The organism is Robinsoniella sp. RHS, assembly GCF_001029355.1.
Taxonomy (GTDB): Bacteria; Bacillota; Clostridia; order Lachnospirales; family Lachnospiraceae; genus Robinsoniella; species Robinsoniella peoriensis.
This window is the reverse complement of the sequence record NZ_JNGB01000229.1, coordinates 1-3,989: the sequence shown is the minus strand read 5'-3', so window position 1 is coordinate 3,989 and position 3,989 is coordinate 1. Positions and strand designations below refer to the sequence as shown.

Annotated in this window: 4 protein-coding genes and 1 pseudogene; 1 reads left to right on the top strand and 4 read right to left on the bottom strand. The window is 34.2% G+C overall.

Annotated features, from left to right (window positions below):
* Positions 1–330, top strand: a 330-nt coding sequence (locus tag RHS_RS29010; RefSeq protein WP_395023653.1) for a transposase domain-containing protein, incomplete at its 5' end; no start/stop codon positions are given.
* A 58-nt stretch (positions 331–388) separates the two neighbouring features.
* Here the strand turns inward: RHS_RS29010 and RHS_RS29005 are convergent.
* The 4 genes and pseudogenes from RHS_RS29005 to RHS_RS28990 form a co-directional block, all read right to left on the bottom strand.
* Positions 389–664 (bottom strand): annotated as a pseudogene (locus RHS_RS29005) (transposase); the annotation flags it as partial.
* A 110-nt stretch (positions 665–774) separates the two neighbouring features.
* Entirely contained in the window at positions 775–2,805 is a 2,031-nt protein-coding gene (locus RHS_RS29000) for a hypothetical protein (protein WP_047835170.1), read from the bottom strand.
* Entirely contained in the window at positions 2,792–3,268 is a 477-nt protein-coding gene (locus RHS_RS28995; RefSeq protein WP_047835169.1) for a hypothetical protein, read from the bottom strand. Before RHS_RS28995 ends, RHS_RS29000 begins: the two co-directional genes overlap by 14 nt.
* Positions 3,269–3,281: 13 nt before the next feature.
* Positions 3,282–3,989 (bottom strand): hypothetical protein (locus tag RHS_RS28990; RefSeq protein WP_047835168.1); only part of this gene is annotated, 708 nt, incomplete at its 5' end.

Below are 3,989 nucleotides of genomic sequence, written 5' to 3'. Positions count from 1 at the left end.
ACAAGATGGACGTTGCGAATTATCCAACAACGCCGCCGAACGGATGGCAAAATCTTATGCAATTGGARAAAAGCTTCCCTGTTCCATGCATCAGTCGCTGGTGCAAATGCAAGTGCCATCCTATATAGTCTCGTAGAGACTGCAAAAGCAAACAATCTGAACGTGTTCCAATATATCTATACATTGCTGTTGTACATGCCGGGTTACAAAAATGGGCCTGATGGTATTGAACAATTACTGCCATGGAGTGATTTCATAAAAGAGCATTGTTCCAGATTAATAGATGTTGAAACAGTAACGGTTGAAGATCATCCAGCCATGACTGTTTAAATTTATTGAAAACTAGTAAACGTTGGGAAAGTCTATACGCTATGTTATTCATCGCTTACTGAATATCCATGCTGCCATAGCTACTATTGATGCGCTTGGATTTATAGCCATTACGGTAATCGTCCGTATCAGAACACTCTGATTTTTCATAGCCTAAGTGTTCCTCCATCTCCGTTTCCATCATTTCTTTGATGGTACTGCCAAGCAGATCTTTTAGTGCATCTTGAATATCTTCTGCGGACTGAATATCATACTCCTGCAGTAGTTGCTGAATAATAATCTTTTTCCCGTCTGTCATTTGTACTTTGTGTACTGGTTTCTTTTCTCTTGCCATAATAAAAGGCCTCCTATGATTTTTTATTTTACCATAGAAGACCTTATAAATCCTTACTTACAGAAAAACTTTCACAGACTCATCCGTTCTAGGAAACACGATTATTCTTGTCAGAATAAACGATTTTGGAGCCTTTGAAATGCTTTATTACTTACTTGAACCAATTTATAACTATCCGCTGCCAGTTTCTTAATAGATTCTTTTGCATCGGGATCTTTAACCGTAATACCAACTATAGCTTGATACTTAAAGTCCAAGTCAATAATACTTTGAAAAAACATCTCCATATCGTTTTGAACGATACTATGCTGTTTTGGTTCATCAAAGATTACTATATTAGGATGATTTCCCTGTTTTTCCGCAGAAACCTGCATTAATGCAATTGTATATGCCCATATCGCACGTATATTATCACTAGCCGATGAATCAAACTTCATATCAAACTCTTCTACCACCGGAAGATACGTTTCCTCTGATATACTAATATCATTCAAGCTGACAATACTCTTATATCCATATCTTTTTAAGTTATCTACAAACTTAGACCGCAATACATTTATCTTCTTAATATCTGAATCTGAGAATTTCTTCTTTGGAATTTTTTCCTTCTCTTCAAGATATTTCTTCCACTGTTCAGAAAGCTCTAGCAGCTTCCCCTTTTTATTATCTAATAAATCCTTAAGCTTCTGTAAACTTTCCATTCTTGATTCTAAATCTATTTTTTTATATACAATCGCCTCAGATAAACTATCATCAACTGAATAAATATCGCTTCTTAATGCCTTTGCCAAGCGTCTTAACGTAACAACCTTACTCTGAATCGCTTGGAGTTTATTATCCATATTTTGCTTATTCCTAACATGGCTTCCCTTTGCGTAATTAAGCATAGACTTTTGTGCTTCCAAATGCCGAATATTTTCATCAATACTCATAAAACTAATATCCTCAACATTTGGTAATAACGAATCGTTAATAGGTTGATCACATGTTGGACAAATATCTTCTGAAATTTTACATTCCAACTCCGATCCCAAATTCCTCAATCTAGCAGAATCCTTGTTATTTCTCAAATCACTTTCAAGAATTTCAATATTATTATCAAGAACTCTTATGCTCAAGTTTATTTGAGTAATTTGCTGCCGTAACCAACTTGCATTTGATTCTAATTCTTCAATATCGTCCTCTGTGGCTTCAAGCTCGTTTTGTAATTCATCAAAATTATCAATGATTTTTGGTGTTGCAGTCGGTATTGCTTCGTATTCCATTTGCAAATCCTTAATTTCTTCTGATATTTCTGTATCTCCTTTAAAAATATGCACTCCTGACAAATCTATTTGGGTTAATATACATGGATTAATAGGAACCCCCATCATATTACAATTTTCCCTATTCGCCGAATTATATAACTCTTTTATCAGTTGCGTCCACTCGCTTTTAATGTGGTGTTCATCACTCTTTAATTTTTCTTTGCGCTTTTCATTTCCTAATGTATCCAAACCCAGTATATATTCTAAAACCCTCTTTTTTGAATCCTTAATTCCCAAAAACGGTATACCTGAAAAAATATCTCCCCACCCATGTTTTTGTTCAATGAATATACATGAGAAAATCAATTGCAAATATAACTTTCTTTGTTCTCCTTCCGCTGTAGGAACCATCGGTAACTCCATGTGCAGGAACTTTTCTAAATAACGATGAAATCCTTTTACATTAGTTGCCGAATTTGGCATATGAACATACATCTCCTCAACTAGAGTATCAAGAGTACTCATTTCTTTCATATTCGAATAATACACCGTCACTAATCTAGTATCTCGCCCCTGCATTTTAGCCGGTCTGAATATGGTTACATCTTCAACCCCGTTGGATATCTCTAAATAGATTTTTGATTCAAGTACTGTCAATTTCTGATCATCAGCCTCAATGAATGTCTTATATGCAGAAGTTAAAACTTTTTCACCTATACCACCTATAATTTGTTCAAAACCCAAACAGTAATATATCGCTACTAGTACTGAACTTTTTCCACATGTGTTGTCATCACTAGCCAACAAATTTAATTTTTCACTAAATTCTTCATCTAGTCCATATAACCCCTTTTCAGTTTGTATTTCAATCCTTAATCTTTTAATTGTCAGCATTACTGTACCTCCAGTAGGATATTAAACTTTCCAGTTTTTCATCTGTTAATTTTGTTCCTAATTTTGAAAGATAGTCCTTTTCAATAACCAACAAGTCCTTTTCTTTGTCCATCTTCTTTACAAGACTCTTTCCTTTATCCGCCAAACGAAATTTTCCATTTTTTTGCTGAGTCAATAATTTATCAGCAATAGCATACTTAATTGCTCTGTTTACCGCTGGATCAAATCTAGCTATCATAAATGATATTCTATCATTAACATAGGCATCTAGTGTTTCCATATATGCTTTTGTATTCAATGCATTCGAAATAATATGTAATTTCACCAGAGTACACCCGCCTCTACTGCAACACATCGCCACAATTAAACATAGTTGTGAAACTTTATAACTAATCCGATAATTATATGGAACAGCGTCTGGTTTAGCGTCAAAAACTATTTGTTCTGTTAATAAAAACTCCATTTCCCAAAACCACCTACTTCCTAAACTGCATAGAACAATCTGCTAACCACATACCAATTATATCCGTCTTAAGTTCAAATATTGAGTCCAAGGTAAAGTAGTAGCATGCCTTTTTCAACTGCGCTTCAAAGTCATCTAAGATCTGATTAAACAATTGCTGATTCAAGCTTCTATTTGTATTCATTCTAGTCTTTAGTTCAACTTGTCTTTTATATGATTGCTCCAAACTATAAACATCCTCATATATTTCAGCATAGGATACTCTTAGTATACGTAATATCTCCATTCCTTTAATGTAGGCTTGTGCATATGTATTTACAATAAAGTTGATGTCTGCAACATCCTCTTCCTTGTTTTCATCGTAGTCACCATATACATTCTTGACCTTACGTTCTATATTGCTTACTTTTTCCGAGTCACATTTTGTCCAATCCGGCATTTCGATCTTCCTTATCGCCAGATTAAGTTTTGTATCTGTTAGAGAAGTTCTAATTGTTCTTGTAATCTCAAATCTAAACTCCTCTGCATCCTTTACAATAATTCGAAAATTATCATCAATGTAATCGTAATGCTTCCTGTTACTATTTTTTGTATTTAAAACATCTTGCCTTTTTGATTCTGCATGTTTTATAATTCTTGAATCTTTATAAAATGGCACCACGAAATGCCATTCCTTTATCACTGGAACACCTAAAGTCTTCAACTCCTTTTTATAATCGTC